This window comes from Halomonas sp. SIMBA_159, from assembly GCF_046536035.1.
GTDB lineage: Bacteria > Pseudomonadota > Gammaproteobacteria > Pseudomonadales > Halomonadaceae > Vreelandella > Vreelandella venusta_A.
The window spans coordinates 1-260 of record NZ_JAWJBT010000897.1 but is presented as its reverse complement, the minus strand read 5'-3'; the positions used below and the strand labels follow the sequence as shown (position 1 = coordinate 260).

The following is a 260-nucleotide window of genomic DNA, read 5'->3' as shown; positions in this document are numbered from 1 at the left end:
AAAATTAACTCACGCTGTCCGCGTCCAACGGGGATCAGGGCATCAATCACTTTAATCCCGGTTTGCAAAGGGACAGTCACAGCAGCCCGGTCCATGATATGCGGTGCGGGCTGTTCAACCGGCAAACGGGCTCCGGTCAGCAGTTCACCCCGATGATCAAGGGGTCTGCCGGTCGGATCAATGATCCGGCCAAGCAGACGCTCACCCACAGGCACATCGACCACATGGCCACAGCGCTCAACCGGATCACCCGCCTGAAG

General features: G+C 58.8%; 1 pseudogene. It reads right to left on the bottom strand.

The features are described from left to right. Positions 1 to 260: pseudogene (locus R0J87_RS21845) on the bottom strand (F0F1 ATP synthase subunit alpha); the annotation flags it as partial.